Below are 18,769 nucleotides of genomic sequence, written 5' to 3'. Positions count from 1 at the left end.
GGTCCCCAAAGGAGGGGCGCAGACACCTGACGGAGGAGCGCCACATGAACCCCGCGCCAGATGAAGACCGCATGTACCTCGTGCTGCTGGAAACTAGTGGCAATCAAGGTTTTGTTTTCTCGTCCCCGCGCCAGCGCGAGAACATCGGCGCCTCCTGGCTACTGACCAGACTGCCGTGCTGGGTGCGGCAGGAGTTGTCCAAGCAACAGCTAGCCGGACTCACCAAGGAGGAGTGCTGGGTCACCCGCACCTCCGGCAAGGTCATTGTCCGGCTGCCTACGGAGAACCACTGCCGCGAACTCGTTACCGCCGTCACCAAGAAGGCAGCCGCGGAGGCCCCCGGTCTGGCGGTAGCGGGTGTTTGGGAAAGGATGCCCTCAAAGCACGTCACACAGCAAGAAATTAGGAGCATTCACGAATTGGCGGCCAGGCATGCTGCCAGCCGTCCGCCCTCAGTAACCCGCTTCGCGCAATTACCCTTCCTGCAGCCCGCCCAGGACTCGACCGAACCCGCCAGCGGGCCGCTAGGTTGTGACGGGGAGGCCAACCAGGACAAACAAACTCCCCTATCGCTGGGGGCCCGCATCCGCCGCCATCATGCTCACGACTTCCGGGAATATTTTGCAGCCCTAGCAGCACCCGAGATTGAAGAGTTACTCAAGGGAAAGCTCGCCCGTCACTCGTACGAACAAAGCCGCAAGCACCTAGCCGCCCAGAGACGTAGGGAGTACGAGGCCCTGCAGAAACAGGTCGAGGATCTCCGCAAAGGAGTCGCAAACATCCTCTTCGAGGACGAACACGCCGACGTCGATATCAGCCGCGCCGCCGTCATCCACATTGATGGCAACGGCATCGGCGCCCTCATGACCAGTCTGGCAGACAAGATGAAGAGCGTCCCAGCCACCGAGTTTGGTCAACACTGTGACGGCCTAAAGACTGAAGATCCGGACGCATTTCGCCTTTTCTCCTTGGCGGTGAGCAACGAGCTGGAGGAAGCCACCCGGCGCGCGTTCGTGGCCGCCTGGGCCGAGGTTGCGTATCTGTCAGAGCAGGAACACAAAGAGGGCCTATCCGTGGTGCCAGTGGTGCCGGTCCTGCTGGGCGGAGACGACGTCACCGTCATTACTAATGGTGACTACGCCCTCCCCTTCGTGGAGCGCTACCTGACCGAATTCACCGACCAGACGCGCAAACAGGACGGCCTGCTGCGCCATCTCACTGACGAAGCTGGCCTGACCGCCGGGGCCGGGATCGCTGTCGTCGGCGCCCAATTTCCCTTCCACCTGGCCTACACCCTGGCCGAGAAGCTCGCCGCGGATGCCAAGAAGTACGGTAAAGAGCTTGCGCCCGCCCGCTCGACTCTCAACTTCCATCTGCTGCGCGACACCACCATCCTCGACCCGGTCACACTGGTGGAGTCGTACGCGCGTCTCACCAACCGGCCCTACCACCTCGGAGAGGACGAGCACGGCTGGCAGAAAATGTGCGAACTCACCGCGTTCTTCTCGGGCGCGCGCCCCGTCTCGCAAACCACCGCCCACCTGACCCCGGCGGATCGCCGTTTCCCCACCACTCGGGCGGTGCGCATCCGGCGGTTGCTTGCGCAGGCCGCCAGCGCGACCGGGGAAACGCAAGCCGAGCTGGAAGCCCAGATCAAGGCGGAGTGGCAGGCGGTGCCCGCAGAGCTGGCCGAGCTGCGAGACAAGATCAGCGACCCGAAGCATATCTACGACCTACTGGAGTTAAGCGAGCTGCTGCCGACCAGCTACCTGTCCCCCTCTGCGGGCACATCCGCCTCCACAGGCCAACAGGGCAGCGACGAACCTGGGCGCATCGCCGGACTGGACACGGAGGAGCAGCAGTGACCGCCACCGAACTGAGCCTGGAGATTGTCTTCACCACCGACTGGGGGATCGGCACCGGCCTTGGGCGGGCAGGCGGCGTGAATGCCGCACTGAAGCGGGACGAAGACGGTCAGCCGTTCGTGCCCGCCTCCACCCTGACTGGTGCTATCCGCCAGCAGGCCTTCGTGGTGGCCGACGCCCTAGACGAGGCAACCGGTGGCGGCGAACCGAGTGGGACCGCGACCCGGCCTTCCTGGAGCCAATTCGTCACCGGTTTGTTCGGCAGCCCGCAACATGCCCGGCTCGTCACCTTCACCTCCGCCCACCTGTCCACCTTGGACGCAGAGGCCGCGGCCCCCACCGACTCTGAAACGATGGCGGCCCCGTTCCACGACGTCGTCAGCCTGGCCATCGACGCAGACACCGGAACCGCAAAGAACAACATGCTGCGGGTCATCGAGCGGGCTGCCCCCGCCACGCTCACCGCGACGGCGCGGCTGCTGGAGGAGGATCAGGCCGGCAATCAGTTGCGGTGGACCAAGGAGCAGCGGGAGGCGGCACTGCTCGTGGTTGGGCTCGCCTGTCGCCTGGTCGACACCCTGGGTGGGGAGCGCACCGGTGGCGATGGCCGCTGCCGAATCACTCCCAGCAATGAGGAACAACTGCTCTCACAGCTGCAACAGCCCCCGGCCGCCCCCACCCTCCCGCAGACCGCGTCGTGGCAGGCACATCTTTGCGCTACCGCGCGGCAAGACTACGACCTTGCCTCCTTTACCCTCGACATTGAACTGTGCTCACCGCTGGTGTCCTTCGCGGTGCCGATGTCCAACGAGGTCCCCACCCTGGATTTTCTCCGCGGCACGGCCCTGCTCCCGTGGGTGCACACCAAGCTACGCGGGCATTGCCCCGATAACGCCCTGGTGGCAAACGCGGTCGTAAATGGCGAGCTATACGTGTCGGACGCGCTGCCCGTCGTTGACGGCGTGCGGGGACTGCCGCTGCCGCTCGCGCTGACCAGACCTAAGACGTCGGAGGCTCGGGGCGGCGACAGCAGCACCGTGGCCTTCACCAACCGGCTACGGGCAGCGGCGGGAGACACCCCACAAAAACAGGTCCGCCACGGCTACCTGTTCCCGGCTGCTGAGCGCGGCGCCTTCGGCACGCCACCCCAGCTCGGGCAGCAGCACATCTCGTACGACGCCGTCTCCCGCACCGCGAAGACCGGCCACCTCTACCTGGCCCGCTCCCTGCCTGCAGGCATGCGCCTGCGTGCCACCCTGCACCTGTCAACGCGGTTGGCAGCGGAACTATCGCAGCCCCTGGAGGATTTGCTTACGGGGACCGCTCAACTTGGTTCGCGCCGCCTAACGAGCACTTACGGAAAAGTCAAGGTCAACGTGTCGGCGCTGCCCAAATCGCCACCCCAGCCGGATGCTAGTAGCGCTGCGGAAGTTACGCTCTGGTTCACTTCCGACGTGTTGGTGCGGTCCGGCTCCCTGGGGCCGTGCGGCGGGGTGGAAGACCTGTTGGCCGAGTTCGCGCGCCGCGGTGTGGAATTGAAACTTGCCGACTCCACAGACACCTCAGCCGTCTTCGTGCGCTACCGCCGGATCGACTCCTGGTCTGCGGCGGGCCAGCAGCCGCGTGCTAGCCGTGTTGCGATCCAAGCCGGGTCGGTATTGCGCCTGCAGCTAGGAGACGAGGCAGACCGGGATGTCGTCCTGCCCAAGTTACAGCGCTTGGGAGAGCTCGGGATAGGCGAGTTGGGGGCGCAGGGCTTCGGCCGCTTCGTCGTCAACCACTCGTTCCTCGAGCAGGGCAGACGAGAACTACGGGAACTGACCGCTGATGAGTTCTTCACCGGGAAGGAGGCAGACAAGTGAGCGTCAACCGGTACGAGCTAGAGATCAGGCTCCGCACCACCTCGCCCCTGCACTCGGGCGGAGTGGACGAGGTCGCGGATCGCTCCCAGAAGGAACGTAAGCGTGCCGGGGAGCTGGCGGAAGTCGAGTGTACGCCCCGGCGATTTGCTCGGGACGGAGCCGGACGCGCAGTGCTGACCGGACGCTCCATTAAGGGAGCGCTGCGAGCCGCCTGTGCCCAGCTGTTCCCAGAGGCAGAAAAGATGCGCGAGCGAGTCTTCGGGAAGGAATCGCAGCAAGGACACGGACAGGGCGGCGACGCCGGCTGGGGAGCACTCCTCCAGTTCCACCCCATTTTGTTGGGGGAGACACAGACCGAAACCGACCTGATGCTGCGCACCGGGATCGCCGTGGATCGGCATTGGGGGGCGGTGGCCGATGGTGCCCTCTTTCAACACGAGGTGCTGCCAACCAACCGGGAGCTGACGCTGCGCATCACCGCCGAGGTGGGTGCCTCCAGCACTGCCCAGGACGAACACAAGGTCGCGGCCGCGGGCTTTCGGGAGCGACGAGGCCGAGACCAGACACTTGAAGATTACCTTGCCCACGCGAGAGGCAAGTTTGACCCGGACTTGTTGGACGACGTCGCAGTGCAGTTCACCTTCGCCCAGATCATCGCGGCACTAGCGACGGAGCGGGTGGCCTTCGGGGGCCGCAAGGGCGCCGGGTGGGGGCGCGTTGAGCTGGCCGAACCCGGATCCTGGAAGTGCACCCGCGTGGACGTCGCGAGCCTGCACGGGCTGCAGGCGCTGCTGCGGGGCGAACCGGAAGCAGTCGAGTTGCAGGTGCCACAAGACACTGCAGGGTTGCAGCCGCTGCGCTTCAAGATCGCCTGGCACAGCCCCACCGGTATCCTGGTGGCCGCCACGCCGCCCAAAGCATCCGCGGATAGCACCCCACCGCCCACGGAGAAGGACGCGGTCCCCACCGAGCCACTGCTGGCCTGGCAGACCTCCTCCCGCCAGTCCGGGGAGTCCAACCAGGACGCAGCCAAACCGGCCCCACTTGTGCTGCCGGGTAGTTCGGTGCGCGGCGCGCTGCGCTCCCGTGCCAGCCGCATCGCCCGCACCATCCTGGCCGCAAGGGAGTCCCTTGAGCACCCGGATTGGAGCGCCACCGACGTCCACACCCAGCTACGGCAGGACGCCCCGTTGGTGCGCGACCTGTTCGGCGATACCACCCGTCGGGGGGCAGTGACCGTGCTGGAGACCCTGGCCAACCCGGTATCGCGGGAAAGATGGGTGACGGTTAGCCACAACGCGGGCGATCGCTGGACTGGCGGGGTGGCTATCGGGGCGTTCTATAAGGAAACCTACCCGCTGCCGCAGTGGAACGACATAGTGATCGAGGTTGATCCGCTCCGCCTGCCAGCCGGAACGCTCCCGGACGAAAACTCAGCGTGGACCGACCGACGGCGAGCCGCCCTGTGTTTGCTGGGACTCGTGCTGGCGGAACTGGCCACTGGCAGTCTGCCCCTCGGCAGTCGCGTGACCCGCGGACTGGGAGAAGTCGAGGTTAAGGCAGTCACGCTGGAAAACTGGCCTTCCGGCGAATCTTTGCTGGGTGGCTCCAGGCTGGAGATAGCGCAGAAGTTGCTTAAATGCCTGCAGGGGCTGGAGGTCGTCGGGCGCCCGGATGTGCAAGAGGTTGCGGGCTGGGCGAGCTACCTGTGGCCGGAAAGAAGGACTGGCGATGCCTGAGCAGAAATGTGATAGGAAAATCGAAACGCTAACGGAGCTGCGCCCCGGGAAGCTAGCGAAGCAAGAACTGGGCAGCTCTCTAACCGATGCGATAGCAGAATGCAGCTCAGAAACAGAAGCCTGGCAAGGGTTAGCGTTCACTACCGCTGGGGCACGAATGGTTGTGCGGGTGGAAGGCTCAACTCTTCTCAGCAGCCAGACCCAGCCCATCGACCAGGCAACGGTATATGAGCTGCGCTTATGGCGCACAGGTGTCGCGCAGCACTGTGCCACCGAGGTGCGGTGGCTCAACGGATGGGGTGCAGTGCGGGTAGATGTCTACCCTGCAGGCGACACTACCACCCAAGCCGAGCGCACATCGTGCCTACTGCGGGAAAACAACTATCTGCAGAACGGCAAAGACGCCGCGCAGATGCACACCGTCGAGGTCTTCACCACGGACAACTACGGCAACGTGAACTTTGTCGATGAACTCTTTTGCGGGGAATGGAGCATAAAATGACGGCCTTTCACTCCGCAGTGAACCGCATCCCGGTGCTGCGGGGCGAGCATCGCCACCAGCATGCCCCTGATACTGCGGACCTCACCTTTCTCGACGACGCCGTCCCCGGCGGGCACGCGGCTTTGGAGCCGGGGCTCTACAGTGGGACATTGACACTCAAGCTCACCACCGCCACCCCGCTGGTATACGGGGAACGCATAGATACGGCGGCGGGCCCCGCAGTCTCCATCCCCATGCGCGACGGGCAAGTGTTTGTCCCACCCACCATGCTCAAGGGCATGCTGTCCCGGGCCTACGAAGCCGTCACGGCGTCCCGCTTTCGTATTTTTGGGCAGACTAAATGGTCGGCTACCGAGGGTTTTACTAACTCCCACGCCACCCCACTTACCTACCGCTGCGAACCGATCGAAGCGTTGCAACTGGTGCCCGTCCGGGTTGTCAGCAAAGATGGACGCCCGCACGCCGAAATCCTGTGGGGCCCCAACACCCAGCCCTCAGGAAAGGGCAAGCTCCAGACCCACATGCGAGCCGCCGCCCTGCCGGACCGCGCCAACCACCACGTCAATCTACTCAAACCTCTTGCCACCATCCGAGCCCTGACCCCCCACGGGCAAGCGGTGAGGTTCGAGGCAATCAAAGTAAGACATCCAAAAAATCCATATTTCTACTGGCTGGTCACGTCCATCCACGACGGCAACAAGTTCGTGCAAATTGCTTCCCCGACTAACGGTTCACCGACCCCACCACAAAGAAAACAGTTCTCTGGCTACGTTTATCGCACTGCCGATCACGACGACCACACGGGAGACACGCCCGATGGCACAGACGGCATCCACCAGGGCAAGCACGACGAGAAGATATTCTTCTGCTCCCCCGCCCCGCTCGTTGTGCCACTGGCACCGGAGGCACTGACCGCTTACAAGCTGGTGCGGGAAAGCTACCTGCGCAACGCCTTGGATGAGCTGGATCCCAGCGACGGCTCCCGTCGGCCCCGCACCCCACCTCCCCCGGACTTCAATCGCTTCACCAAAGCTTCACTCGCTCACATGCCAGCACAACTAGCCGATGGCGATCTGGCCTTCGCGGTGCTCTCGCCCGCCAGTTATCTGGATCGCGGCAGCATCTGCAGGGAGCCGGTGATCGAGCAACTCGTGCCGATCATGATCGGGCAACGCGCCTACCGCCTCAGCCCCCACTCCCTGGCACAGGCGCAGCAGGTGCTACCACTGGCTAGCCCGCACGAGGCCTCGCCCGCGGACCGGCTCTTCGGCTACGTAACTCACGAGGGCAATATCACCTCCGCTCAAGGGCACAACTACCGCAGTCGCCTGTGGGTGTCGGGCATCGACACCAGCGGGATGCAGGTCAGGGATACTTCCAAGACCCTGGCGCCGCTCATGTCACCGAAACCCGCCAGCGGCCGTCGCTTCCTGCTGTCGGCAGCCGGAGAAAACCTGACCACGGCCGAGGAGCATCCCCTGCCTCGCCGCCAGTTGTTCCAGACTGGACAGTTCCTGGGCCGGGCCGCCTTTCCGGTGCACCGACAAGCCGTTGTTGGTCTTCGCTCAGCGTTAGATGAGCACCAGTTTCCCCGCGCCGCCACCCACACCCGCCACACGGAGCTGCCGGATGGCGGCCAGGAAACCCAGACCACCGTCCTCACCTGGATCCCCGCCGGGCAGGAGTTCACCGCCACGCTTACCTGCGAGAACCTAACCATCGAAGAAGTAGCGGTCCTGCGTTGGCTGCTGCAACCTGGCAATCTCTGCCCGAAGGGCGACAAACGCCGGTTTCCCGACGATGTTGGCTACCTGCAAATGGGACTCGGTAAGCCGTTCGGTCTGGGCGCGGTGCGCGTGGAACTAGAGTCAGAAAACCTGGTGGGTGGGGCCGATCTCGCTGCTGCTTACGAGCAACTGTCTGGCTGCCTGGGGGCATCACATTCTCCCGGCCCGAAGCCGACCGTTGTCGCCGAATCGCTGCAAGACTCGGTGTGGGTGCGGGCCTTCAAGCAGGCCGCTTACGGCTACCGCGAGAAAGACGGCAGCCCTATCGCTCTGGGCTACCTCACACCCGCCGAGCACAAGGAGAACAACGCCTGCAGCCCGGACGGCACCGTGAGTGACAATGCGGGCTGGCCGCCGCCCCTCAGCCACGGCCGCGCCCAGCCAGCACCTTTCCCGTATGGCACCCTGCGGAAGGTCCCGCAAAGCCCCGGGGTCGGGACATATCAACCTGCTCCGCCCGCGGGCAACCCAGACGGTCCGGCAGCGCCTGCCGCAACCGTCCGGCGTCCGCCCACCCCCGCCGAGCTATTCCGGCAACGGCGGCCACCTGCGGGACGCTAGTTCAGCGCTGAGCAGCCAACAGTCGGGGCGAGGAGAAGCAACGTGAACGATTTCCATTCGGCGGTGAACCGCATCCCGGTGCTGCGGCGCGAGGCCATGGCTGCAGCGGGCAGGGGCGAGCTGTCGCCTGCCCTGTTCGGGGAGCACGCGCCGACCGGCCAGGACCGGCTGCACGCCGAGCGCCTGACGGGCACGCTCGACCTGGAGATGATCGTACGCACGCCCCTGGTGTACGGCGAGCAAACCTGCCAGTCGGACGGCAGTAGCCCGGAGGTGAAGGTGCCGCGCGACGCGGCAAGCAACCCCATCATGCCGCCCACCATGATCAAGGGGATGCTCTCGCGCGCCTACGAACTGCTCACCACTTCCCGCTTTCGCGTCTTCGGCGATACCTCGCGCCGCCAGCGGCAGGAACGCACCGTGCGCGGTCACAGTGAGCCCCTGACTTACCGGGCCGCGACGGCCCAGGCAACTACCCTGTTTCCCGGGCGGGTATTGCAGATCGGGGACCAGTGGGTGGTGGAGATACTACGTGGCCGCAGCCGCAACTTTAGGGCGGCACTGGTGGCGGACGATGCCGAAAAAGGCGCGGGAAAAATCATTGACCGCGCTGGCCAAGACTTGCCCCCTGGGTCCGCAGCAGCCCGCGAGCGACTGGAGGAGTTTCGGCGCGCTACACCTCACGGCAGCCGCGTAAAGGTGAAGATCGGACTCGGCTCCACGCCGTTAGTGACACACGTGTGGAACAAAGACCTGCAGGACTACGAGGAGTTCTTCCAGGCCAAAGACAAGGATTTTTCGGACTACCTAACCACAGTTGGTTTCACCTGCCGCACTGCACCAGCTGACCGACACGCCCGTCATCTGTTCTCCACCAAGGTCTACGAGCGTTTCTTCTTTAGTGATGATGTGGAGCCATCGCGGCTGCCACTCACCGCTGAGCATCTGGAGCGCTACCAACAGGTGCTCCAGTCGTATCTGGATTGTCACGCCGCCCCTGGAGGGAGACGGAATCGCCTCAACCGGGCAGCGTTGCGTCTGCAGCGTCTCCAGAAACGGTCGACCCCACCAGGCGCGGTGCGGACATCGTCTCTATCCCACGATGACCTGGTCTTTGTCCAGTTGAGGGACGCCCAATTTTACCCGAAAAGCGGCGTGTTTCCGCCCTCCACTCAGGTCATGGACGTGCTGCCGACGATGGTGGGGAGGCGCCCCTACCGCCTCTCGCCCGCCCAGCTTGCCGAGAGCCAGCTGGTTCAACCCCTCCCGTCTCGTGCTCAGGCATCCGCCGCTGATCGGCTCTTCGGCTTCGTAATCCCTGGGGTTGAGCCCGAGGCCACCGGCGCTGTTGGCGGCGACGTCGCGGCGCAGGGACGCTTGAAATTCGGTCCTGTTCGTATCAGCCCACCGCCAGGTGAGGAGAAGGCAATCTGCAAGCCACCGAAACCGCAACGGCTTGTGCCACTCATGGCGCCGAAGACCACCTCAGCCCGCAGATTCCTGACCGACGCCCAAGGTGCAACCCCACGGAAGAAGGGAGGGCCGCTGGCCCGCCACGAGTACTTCCAAAAGGGGCAACTGTTGGGGGCTGCCGCCTACCCGGTACACCGCACAATCCTCAACGGGGCAGGCCTTCCTGCGCGCGCCGTAAACGTCACTGAGGAACTGGGCACCAAACAAGACAACCCGAAGGTGAGACTCGCGGTGTGCGACTGGCTCAAACCGGGAACCCGCATGACCTGTCGAGTGCAATTCACCGACATTACGGCGCCCGAGTTGGCCGCGTTGCTGTGGCTGTTGGAGCCTCGAAACCTAGTACCACCCGGTGCCAATCGTCGAAAGTCCGGCTTCCTCCGTTTGGGCCTCGGTAAGCCGCTCGGACTGGGTGCTGTCGAAGTGCGGTTGGCGTCCGACGGTTTGCAGCTGGTGGATCATCAGACGCTGGTGGAAAACTACCTGAAGCTGACCGGCTGCCTCGGCACCGTCTCCAAAGTCGTCGATCCGCACCACTTCCCTCTTCCCCACGAGGAATACCTCCGCACCACCCCCTGGGTGCGCGCCCTCCAACGGGCAGCGTTCGGATATAGCGACAATCTGCCCGTCCGATACATGTCGCTGGACGAAAACAAGGCAAACAACCAGACAGACTCTCGTACTGGCGAGCCCAAGCCTGGCTGCGGGAAATCTCCAGCAGACCTTTTCTGAGCCCGCCGGGCAGCCATTCTGCCCCGAGGGCTCAGCTTTCTCTAGTGTGCTTCGCTAGGCAGTCCGTGCGTGTCCCCCTTTCGCGAACCGCCTGCCCCAGTTGGGGCAGGCGGTAGCGGGTAGCGGTAGCGGCTCTAACCGACGCATTTAGGAAGTAACGGGCCGCCACCGCGCGGGGACGGCCGCAAATGAGGCTTGCCCGCGCGTTTAGGGGACGGAACGAACGCAGTGGGGTCGAGGTCTCTGAATAGGGCCTGCTCGCGTGTTTAGGGGCGGCGAGCGCCCTAGATGGCTACCAGCGGATGACAGCTGCCAAATACACCGGATGGGGCGCGTAGGTGGACAGTTAGGGCGGTTGGCCAAGCAACTCACGCCACGGGGGGCGGGCCGCATCGGCCCGCCCCCCGTGGCTTTCCGCAGACTTACGGCGTGATCGCCTGCGTGATGCCCGCCAGCACCTTGTCGGATACCGACCCGCTGCCGCCGAGGACCCAGATTTTCTCCAGTGTGCCTCGCCGCTTGGTCAGCACCTGGCCGACCTCTGCGGGCAACCTGTCTGGGCCGGTCAGCAGCAGGATCGCCCGCTGCTGCGCGGCGAAGGCCCCGCCCGCGAGCGCGTCGGGGAACGTGACCCCCGAGGCCAGCACCACGCCGGTCTTGCCGTCTCCCAGCAGGGTGGCCAACTGGGTGGCGGTGGCGTACCGGTTGGGACCGGCCACGAACGTGGCGGTCACCCCGTTAATGAATCCTTCCCCGGCGAGTGCCCGGGTGGCGTTGCCGCCCACCCCGATTACGCGAGCGGGCAGCAGGCGGCGCACATCGGCCGCGACCGGCGCGGGTAGCGTCGCCCCGTCGCTCAGGAGCACCACTCCGCCTTCGGCCGCCGCGTAGGCTCCGGCGGCCAGGGCGTCGGCGAAGTTGGTGCCGTCAGCGACGAAGACGTACCGCACCTGCCCCTGCTCGGCCACCTTGGCGGCCACGGCTCGGGCGGTCTCGTACCGGTTCTTACCCGCGACGCGTTCGATCCGCAGGCCTGCCCGCCACAGCGCGGCGTCCTTCCCGGCGTCAACGGAGCCAAAGCCCCCCACGACGACGACCCGCCGCACCCCCAGCTGCTGCAACCCCGCCAGGACCTCGGGTTCTAGCTGAGCGCCGACAGTCAGGAGCACCGGGGCCCGCAAGCTGCCTGCGAGCCCGCTGGCTGCCAATGCGTCGGCGTAGTTCTTGCCGTCCACCAGCACGGCCACCCCGCTGTCGAAGTTGCCCTGCTGAGCGGCCGCCAGGGCAGTGGCCACCCGGTTGGTGCCGCTGAGACGCTGGGGGGCGGGCGTGGTCGGCGGCACGCTCGGCTCCCCGGTCGGGGTCGGCGTCGCGGTCGGCTCCGGCGTGGCCGTCGCGGTCGGCGTTGGGCTCGGCTCCACCGTAGGCGTAGCCGTCGGCATTGGCTCCGGCTCCGGCTCCGGCGCTGGGTCCTGCGGCCCGACTTGCCCCGGCCGGTTGGACAGCACGGTCCACCGGTAGATCCGCTGCTGGAGCTGGTTTTCGGCGGTCACCCACACCTCAAGCACGGTCGCCCCGCGCCGCAGCGGTACGGTGTAGGCCCCGTCGGCGTCGGCCGCGAGCGGTCGCCCGTCGAGCCGCACCTTGACGGTGGCGCCCGCCTGGGCGGGAGTGAAGGCCGCCCGGTACTCGCTCACGTCGGCGGGCGCGGTGGTGACGAAGCCGTCGCGGCGCGCGAGATCCGCCTCGTCGCTGGGCATGGTGATGCCGGTGAACTGGGCGCGGGCAAGGTCCGCGACCAGGGACGGCCCCAGGTCCGGCAGCGGCACTGGGTCGAAACTGCCGTCGGGTGCCACCGACCCAATCTCGCGAGTCAGCGGCACCAGCTCGTCCCCTATCCGCAGGTCGGTGAAGAGGAACGGGTGGTTGTCGGCCTGGTTGTCGCGCCGCGTGGCGGCCAGCAGGCCGAGGCGGGTGGCGTCGCTGATGGCGGTGTTCTCCACCACCGAACCGATCGGGATGAACTCGTTGCCGTCCAGCGAGTAGGAACCCTGCAGGCCGGCGGCGGTGCGTTCCAGGCGGAGCCAGATCGCGTCGGCCGCCGGGTCGACCACCTTGCGGGACTCCTCGCCGCGCCCGCCCTGCTCATTGACCACGGTGATGCTGGGGTTGCCGCCGTTGTGTTTGCGTTGCAGGGCGACATAGTTGTCGTCATCAAGGTAGGCGATGAGCCCGGCTTCTTCGTACCAGTCTTGGGTGCGACCGGTCATCTTCACCGTCACCGCCTGGCCGACGGCCAGCGAGCGCTGCGGCAGCAGGTGAATGTTGTCGGCCCCGTTTTGCTCGTTCCACAGCGACCCGCGCCCCGACGGCACTAGCCGCAGCGCCTCGCCTTCGGCGCGCGCGTGGTCTCGGTTGGGCCGCACGACCTCGAAGTCGATCAGCTCCCGGCCGGCCGCGGCCGGTCCCACCTGTACGGCGACGGGGGCGGTGCGCACGTGCCCGAAGGGCGTGACGATGACGGCGGAGATTTCGGCGGTACCTTCCTGTTTGCCGACGACGACGCCCGCCTGGTTCACGGCCGCCACCTCTGGGTGGGAGGACAGGTAGTACACGGCGCGGTTGTTGGCGTCGCCGCCGCGGATCTGGACGCCCTCGTCGGCGATGGAGACGTTGTCTGCCCCCATGTGTTGCAGGTCGACGCGCCGCAAGATGCCGGGGCCGTAAGTGTTGCCCGCCAGCTCCACGTTGTTGGAGCCGCGGAAGACGAACGCACTGCGGGGCGCGCTCGGCAGGTTTACTTCTGCCTGTATGCGCTGGCCGACGCCGACGGTGGGGGCGGCCAGGCGGAGCAGCGGCGGGGTGGAGTCCTCATACCGCATGATCTTGTTGTTTTTGAAGCTCAAGCCGTTGACGGACTTGGCGTCCAGGACGGTGCGGTCGGTCACGAGGAAGGTGTTGTCTTCGATCTTGACGCCCGCGTGTGCGGCCTTGGCCGGATCTGTCCCGCCCGCCAGCGGCTCGAAGAAGATGACCGGTTGCGGGTTGTGGGCTTGGATGCCGGGGCGGATGAAGAGGTTGTTGCGCACGGTGAAGTCCCGCACCACGGACGACTCGTACCAGTTGTTGGAGTCCGCCGAGACGTAGATGGAGGCCATCTCCATTTGGTCGAATATGTTGTTCTCGATCAGCACGGGACGGCGGGTGGTCATGAGGATGCCGCGGGTCGGGATTGATTCAAAGTGGCAGCCGCGGATAGTCACCTGCGGGCTGTAGGTGACGTTCTCGGCCACCACCCGGTTGGGTACCGCCTCGGCGGGCAGGTCCCGGTCGAAGGTGACGGTCATCTGCCGCAGGTCGTGTTTCGAGTCGCGCCCGCTCGGGCCGTCCACGCTCACTACCCGGCCGCGCCAGTCCCCAAGGTCCAACATCGTGGCCCGGTCCACCAACGCCACCTCGTCGCCCTCGTAGAACTGCGGGAATCCGGCCGTCTCGCGGTGCATGTAGCGGAACGTGGCGGTGCGGCCGTTCTTGGCCACTAGTTGCAGGTAGGTGCCGTGTACGTTGATCGGGTCGTCGTGGGCGAAGCCGAACTGGCTGTTTTCGATCAGCACCTGCCCCTTGTCTCCCGAGACCTGGATCAGGTCCGCGAAGCCCACGGTCTGCCGGAACGACTCGTTGGGGGCCCGGAAGTTGACGTCCCGCACCGTCAGGCCGTCGTTGAACTGGGCGATGATGCCAAAACCGTGCAGGTGGCCGACATCCAAGCCTTCCAGCGTCGTGTTCTGCGACTCCCAAATGAAACCGCCCGGGTGGTCGCGGTACCAGGTGCGAATGTGGAAGACCCGGCCCAGGGGCCCCGGCTCGGCCGAGGGGGCGTACGTCATGCGCACCACGCCCGGCTCCACCTCTTCGATCTGTTGCAGCCCGTTGTGCAGCGGCTCAACCGACAAGGTCCAGGCCGCCCGGAAAGCGTGCCCCGTATCCAGATCGAGCAGCTGCTCGTAGAGGTCGTCCAGACTCGTCCAGTCCGGGCGGGGGTTGAGCCGCATCGGCGAGTACTGCCAGTACGGCTCCTTGGTGTAGGGCGAGTTCTCCGCCTTAATGTTCAGGAGGCGGCCGTTGATCTCGTACTGGTAGCCGTCAGGAATCCGCACGTCGCGCACGTGCCGACCATCCGCCGTGGTGCTGGCACCGACGAACGTCAGGTCCAACGTGCGGGGCGCCACCCAGTCGGTGGCGAAGTTCTTTACCTGCGTGTTCTTGGAGCGAATGATCGCGAAGGTTGATTGCAAGCCGTGCAGGCGCAGGAGAGAACCGCCACCGTCGATGGTGACGTTCTCCATGTCCTCCACCAGGATGGCAATGTTCTTTATTTTGTAGCGGGGATCCTCCCCCACCGTGTTCGATACGTACAGCTCACGCTTTTCGGCCTGATCCGGGTACAGATCGTAGGTGCCGCGCGGGAACTTAATGGTCACCGGACCGGTAAGCGTCTTGGCATGCCGCAGGGCGTCCCGCACCGCCGGGGCCGAGTCCCGACTGCCCGTCGGGTCCGCGCCGAAGGTCGTAACATCCACGACGGTGCCGACGCTGGGGGCCGGGTCCGTGGGGGCAGCAACGCTGGAGGGGGCGGGCTGAGCGAGAACAGACGCGCCGCTGGGCGCGTGGTGGGCACTGAGTGCCGGGACTGCAGCAGCGACAACTAACGCCAATGCAGTGGCAGGAACAGACAACATCGTCAAAAGTCCGCGTCTTTGCGTCATGAAACCAACATTAGCTGGCTGTTCGCCGTAAGTGGGTGAGCCGCGCCCCGCCCTGCTTTTGCCCCCTCTTGCCCAGGCAGCGGCTCGCTTCCTGGCTGTCAGCGCCCAGCGGGCGCAGGATGAAGGCATGGAACCTTCCGCAGATCAGCTAGCCAGCCAACTGCGCGACCGTGCCTTTTTCCTCCGGCACGCCCGGCAGGCGCCCCGCTCCCCCGGCAGCGTCCTGCTGCCAGTGTTTGCTGGCTCCTTCTTTGTGCTTTTCGGCGTGCTTCCGTGGTACTTGCTGGTTCGCAGATTCACCGACGGCAGCTCCCTGCCCCTTGATCCCGTGCAGGTGGCCTTGGCGGTCATTCCGGCCGTCGGGCTGGTGGCCTGCTTGGCGGGCCTGATCGTCCCGCCCCTGCGGCGGCGCGCCCGTCTGCGCGGCTACTACCAGCAGTTCCTGACCGGGGGCCAGGTGTGGTGGCAGGCCGACCTCGGCGTCGTGCTCGACACCGACAAGTCCCCCACCAAGACCGTGCCGGGCCTGGCCCTGATCTTTCCGCCCTCCGCGCCGACGGAGACGGCGTGGCAGCAGGCGGCCGAAGTCGGCCAACTCCTCGCCCAGTCCGCCGACAGCCCACTGGCCACCCTCACCCCCACCCTCCGCGACCCCGCCCCCAACTGGCCCGCCGACGGGCTGGCCACCGATCAGGCGGGTCATCACTTCAGCCGCCTGCGCCCCGGCAGACACGTGGTGGTGTTGCCAGATAAGACGGTGCTGGCCCTCCACCCGGGCTGGGGCGAGTCACTCGACGCGGTGAGCGTCGTCAATTCTGCCCTGGCCGCGCCCGCCATGCCGCCCGCCGCGGAAACCTACCTGATCCGCAAATCCACCTGGCTGCGGCTGCTGGGCCTCGGTGTCTGCCTATTCATCCTGGGGATGGCCGCCACCTTGACCCTCAGCTTCGCGCGCCTGCAAGGTGCGCACCCGGCGCTGCGCTTCGGCGCACCTGCGTTCGCGGGGCTCATAATGGTGGTCCTTCTCTTCGTGATTTCCTCCCTTTTTGGCCGCACCCGTGCCACCACCGCCGGGCTGCACATCGCCACCCTTTTTCATCGTCGCTTCATCCCGTGGAGCCAGGTGCGGGGGTTCGCCGTGCATACACGCGCCATGCGCCAGGATCGTGAGCGGACGATGAGCAGCTTCAACTACCGCTACCAGCACCAGGTGGTAGCTGTCTTGCAAGATTCGCGAGCGGTGGCGCTGGCGGCCGCCGATGCAGTCACCGACACTCGCCACACTCCTCCCCGCGTTACTGAATGGTTGGCAATCCTGGAAGGCTATCGGCGGGCCGGTCTCGGGCAGCCCGCCGACGCCACCTGGCCGGGGCAGCTGTAGGTACCCCCGACCGGGTACCGCGGTAGCGCCCCTGACCGGAGCGATCGCAGGCTGCACCCTGTCCGGGAAGACCGTCGTTGACACCTGCCCGGAGCCAGCCTCCTGGCCGGGGCAAGCGGTAGGTCCCTACTTGCCGCCGCCCCGCCCACCGCCGCCGTAGATGCTGCGGCTGGGCGTGTAGTGGTAATCGCCGTCGCCACCGAGCAGGTCGCCATTGACTGCCAGGACCACCAACACCAACATCAGGATCACCATCACCGCCACGGTAAACGGGTTCCAGTCCGACGATTCCTCCTCGTCGTCCGAATAGGCGGCACGCGTGGGGCGAGGACGAGGTCGGGGGCGAGGACGGGGACGGGGCTGAGGACGGGGCGCGGAGGTCGCGGCCGCCCCTAGGGCTTGCCGTTGCAGCGCCTTGCCGAACTCCAGGCGTTGTAGGTGGACGGGCAAAGGCTCCGCCCGATAGACCGTTGCCTGGCCTGCCGCGTCTACCCACACCAGCCACTGCCCGGAGTGATTTCCCTCCCCACCTGACACCAACATCCAGGTAAAAGCCTTGCCGTTTTGGCAGCTCGCGGAGATCTCCCCGTCGGTTTGTTGTACCCGGACCACCCGCCGCTCGTGCACCACCACGTCAACGCTCTTGTCCGGCAACTGCAGCTGATAGGTCTGCCGCTCCAAAGCCCCGGTAGTCTCGGGGAACACCACTTCTGGCGCTGGCGTCAGCAACAGGGTGTCTTCGGGCTTGTGGTGATGCAGGATCACCACTTCAGCACCGTCGTTGGCGGTGAGGAACCAGCACTCGCTGATTTGCGGCACGGCCCCCGCGACGGCCGTGTTATTCCCCACCAGGCCCCCGGCAACGGTCCAGTTCTTGTCTTTTCCTTCCAAGACCTCGCCCGGCTGGAGGTAGAGCCAGAAGTTGCTCGCCATGCCGCCCTCATTTCTCTGAGCCTGCCAGGTGGACCGACCGCGGCCCCACCGGTCTGCACGGTAGCGCACCCTTGGCAGGGGCGGGGAGCGTTTGGGGCCCGGCTTCGGGGGAGCTGCCCGCTGGTCGCCGCCCCGGAGTCTGCCCGCTCCTCGCCCTAACTAGCTACCAGGGCGCCACAGGCGCCATATACACCGGATGCGGCTCCCCCATAGCCAACTAGGGCGGTCTCCCCGGCCGCCACCCGCCCCAGCACGGGCCCTAACCGCGCCCGGCAGCCAGCTCCGCGGCCTGCACTTAGCCGCGCTCGGCCCGCCCGCGCCGACCCCTAACCGTGCTCGTCACGAGCCAGCAGCTCAGCAAGTTCGGTGCTGTCGGCCACCGGGACGGTGAGTGGCCAGGGCGGGATTTGCGGCCCCTGCCATGTCAGGTGCACCAGGAAGAGCTGATCCTCGGCGACCACCAGCAGGTCGTCCTGGGTGGGGTGTGAGGCCAGTACCTGCACGTTACGGTCATGCAGTGGGTGACCCGGCTGCAGTTCGATTGACAGCTGGGCAGCCAGTGCCGCGGCCCGCTTTGGATGGGGACGCACGTCCACCAAAGGCGAGGGAATATGCCGCGCTTCGCCCGCTCCCATAGTCACCTCGCTCATGCCCCTCGCCCTAACTAGCTACCAGGGCGCCACAAGCGCCATATACACCGGATGAGGCTCCCCCATAGCCAACTAGGGCGGTTATTCCCAACCGTCTGGGTGCAATCTACCTGGCTCGGCCCCCTGGTCGTGCGCGTCTGCAGCCAGCTCCGCGGCCTGCACGGGCTGGGGCGCGGGTCAGCCAGCGGCGGGGAAAACAAATCCGGCTGGTGGGATCCACCAGCCGGATTAGTGCGCGAGGGGGGAGTCGAACCCCCATGCCCTCTCGGGCACACGGACCTGAACCGTGCGCGTCTGCCATTTCGCCACTCGCGCGAGTGATGTCTTGACGACAGCGGGGAAACAGTAGCACGTTTCCCCGCTCAACACACAATGGCCCCGGCCACATCACCCGGCCCCGCCACGCCCAGACAACCTGCCGCACGCCAACCAACTGCAGTTTTGCGCCGTTTTATGCGCCACATCAGCCCCGGACAGCCGCCCGTGTGCAGGGTCAGAGCGTTACAGACCTCACCCTG

10 protein-coding genes and 1 tRNA gene are annotated in these 18,769 nt (G+C 66.0%); 7 read left to right on the top strand and 4 right to left on the bottom strand.

The annotated features are described in order from the left end of the window. Positions 1-44: 44 nt before the first annotated feature. From BSZ40_RS08310 to BSZ40_RS08285, 6 genes are read left to right on the top strand one after another with little or no spacing between them, the layout of a single operon-like run. Positions 45-1,865, top strand: coding sequence for a Cas10/Cmr2 second palm domain-containing protein (locus BSZ40_RS08310; RefSeq protein ID WP_073825166.1), 1,821 nt, complete (start codon positions 45-47; stop codon positions 1,863-1,865). Beyond that, on the top strand, positions 1,862-3,727 hold the full coding sequence (locus tag BSZ40_RS08305; protein WP_073825163.1) for an RAMP superfamily CRISPR-associated protein: 1,866 nt from the start codon (positions 1,862-1,864) through the stop codon (positions 3,725-3,727). The genes BSZ40_RS08310 and BSZ40_RS08305 overlap by 4 nt, the downstream gene beginning before the upstream one ends. Further along, entirely contained in the window at positions 3,724-5,466 is a 1,743-nt protein-coding gene (locus BSZ40_RS08300) for an RAMP superfamily CRISPR-associated protein (RefSeq protein ID WP_073825162.1), read from the top strand. The genes BSZ40_RS08305 and BSZ40_RS08300 overlap by 4 nt, the downstream gene beginning before the upstream one ends. Beyond that, positions 5,459-5,968 (top strand): hypothetical protein, encoded by a 510-nt coding sequence (locus tag BSZ40_RS08295; protein ID WP_143180919.1) that lies wholly within the window; start codon positions 5,459-5,461, stop codon positions 5,966-5,968. The genes BSZ40_RS08300 and BSZ40_RS08295 overlap by 8 nt, the downstream gene beginning before the upstream one ends. Further along, positions 5,965-8,316, top strand: a complete 2,352-nt coding sequence (locus BSZ40_RS08290; RefSeq protein WP_073825158.1) for a hypothetical protein — start codon at positions 5,965-5,967, stop codon at positions 8,314-8,316. Before BSZ40_RS08295 ends, BSZ40_RS08290 begins: the two co-directional genes overlap by 4 nt. Before the next feature lie 42 nt (positions 8,317-8,358). After that, a complete protein-coding gene (locus BSZ40_RS08285; RefSeq protein WP_073825155.1) occupies positions 8,359-10,521 on the top strand; it encodes a hypothetical protein in 2,163 nt (720 codons plus the stop codon). Positions 10,522-10,943: 422 nt separating this feature from the next. Here the strand turns inward: BSZ40_RS08285 and BSZ40_RS08280 are convergent, their stop codons facing one another. Next, complete coding sequence (locus BSZ40_RS08280) at positions 10,944-15,287, bottom strand: cell wall-binding repeat-containing protein (protein WP_158020882.1); 4,344 nt, start codon at positions 15,285-15,287, stop codon at positions 10,944-10,946. Between the two features lie 127 nt (positions 15,288-15,414). On the opposite strand from BSZ40_RS08280, the gene BSZ40_RS08275 reads away from it, so the two are divergent. Then, positions 15,415-16,668 carry a PH domain-containing protein gene (locus tag BSZ40_RS08275; protein WP_073825151.1) on the top strand — a complete coding sequence of 418 codons (1,254 nt, stop codon included), beginning with the start codon at positions 15,415-15,417 and terminating at the stop codon, positions 16,666-16,668. Positions 16,669-16,794: 126 nt separating this feature from the next. On the opposite strand, the gene BSZ40_RS08270 is transcribed toward BSZ40_RS08275, so the two are convergent. From BSZ40_RS08270 to BSZ40_RS08260, 3 genes are all read right to left on the bottom strand, one after another. Then, on the bottom strand, positions 16,795-17,601 hold the full coding sequence (locus BSZ40_RS08270; RefSeq protein WP_073825148.1) for a hypothetical protein: 807 nt from the start codon (positions 17,599-17,601) through the stop codon (positions 16,795-16,797). 326 nt (positions 17,602-17,927) lie between these two features. Further along, a complete protein-coding gene (locus BSZ40_RS08265; RefSeq protein ID WP_222842767.1) occupies positions 17,928-18,251 on the bottom strand; it encodes a hypothetical protein in 324 nt (107 codons plus the stop codon). Positions 18,252-18,483: 232 nt separating this feature from the next. Next, a tRNA-Leu gene (locus BSZ40_RS08260) sits at positions 18,484-18,566 on the bottom strand. Between the last annotated feature and the right edge of the window lie 203 nt (positions 18,567-18,769).

This window comes from Buchananella hordeovulneris (assembly GCF_001907235.1).
GTDB classification, from domain to species: domain Bacteria; phylum Actinomycetota; class Actinomycetes; order Actinomycetales; family Actinomycetaceae; genus Buchananella; species Buchananella hordeovulneris.
The sequence above is the reverse complement of the archived record's forward strand: the minus strand, read 5'-3'. Positions and strand labels throughout refer to the sequence as shown.